The organism is Cryobacterium sp. TMS1-13-1 (genome assembly GCF_004403125.1).
In the GTDB taxonomy this organism is placed as follows: Bacteria; Actinomycetota; Actinomycetes; order Actinomycetales; family Microbacteriaceae; genus Cryobacterium; species Cryobacterium levicorallinum.
Map to the genome: position 1 here is coordinate 1 of NZ_SOGX01000015.1, position 1,142 is coordinate 1,142.

Sequence of the window (1,142 nt, forward strand, 5' to 3'; positions counted from 1 at the left end):
CCGTCGCCACGAGCCATCGTGGACTTCCTGCGGCGAGAACAACGCGATGCCGGAGTGTTTGTGGCTGGTGTTATACCAAGGCACGTAGTCGTTCAAGTGGTCGCGAGCGGACTCAAGGCTGTCGAATATTCCGGGGTAATTGGGGCGGTATTTCATCGTGCGGAACTCAGATTCTGAGTACGGATTGTCATTGGAAACATAGGGCCGATTGTGGGTCTTGGCAACGTCGAGCCCGCTGAGGAGAACGGCCAGCGCATCCGAGCGCATCGACGGGCCGGAGTCGGCGTGGACGAACTTCGGAGTGCCGTGCTCGCGGAAAGCGGTCTCGAACATGTCCACCGCGAGATGGTCGCTCTCGCGGTCCTCGACCCGGAAGCCGACGATTTTGCGTGACCAGATGTCGATGATCGAGTACGCCTTGAAAGCTTTCCCCCGCCACGGAGAGTGCAGGTCGGTAATGTCCCACGACCACACGTGCATGGGTCCCGTCGCGATCAGTACCGGCTTGTCGCGGGGTGTTTTAGATCCCCGCCGGGTGGGCACGAGGGGGCGGGCGGTCTGGTCCTCGATATCGGCCGCGATCCGCCACCAGGACCGGCGCCCGGCGAGCATGACGCCCTCATCCCAGGTGGACGCGAACGTGTGATCAACCGCGTTTCCCTTTTTCCAGCCGGCCGTGATTTTCGTCTCGATCACGGCCCGATCGGCCGAGTCGATACGCGATAGATACGCGCGTTCCTTCTGCGGTATCGGTTTGAGCACCCGCGCGCGGGGCGTCTGCCGGTACTGCCACGTGGAGCGGGCCACGCCCGTGATGGTCAACGCTTGACGTTGCGACCCCGTCGCGCGCGTCAGCTCCGCAACGAGGTCGTTCTCCAACGTCAGGAACTGGATGGATCGGGTGTCGTCGGGGTGGCTGCGGGCTCTTCCTCGCTCATCGCGTGCAAGAGCCCGATAGCTTTTCCCAACGCGGTATTGGCCTCCTCCAACTCGCGCACACGACCACTCAAACGTGCGACCTCAGCCGCCTGCGCTTCGCGCTCCGCAGCACGCAATTTCGCCAGCGCCGTGCGTTTCTCCGATGGAATAGTCATCTGACTAGCCTCTCGCGGAATGAGCCCGCGGTCGAGATCACCAGCGAA

At 62.8% G+C, this 1,142-nt stretch carries 1 protein-coding gene and 1 pseudogene; both read right to left on the bottom strand.

Annotated features, from left to right (window positions below; all coding sequences use genetic code 11):
* A partial coding sequence (locus tag E3T31_RS14840; protein WP_134469813.1) for a DDE-type integrase/transposase/recombinase occupies positions 1 to 822 on the bottom strand: 822 nt, incomplete at its 3' end.
* A gap of 59 nt (positions 823 to 881) precedes the next feature.
* Positions 882 to 1,142: pseudogene (locus tag E3T31_RS14845) on the bottom strand (hypothetical protein); the annotation flags it as partial.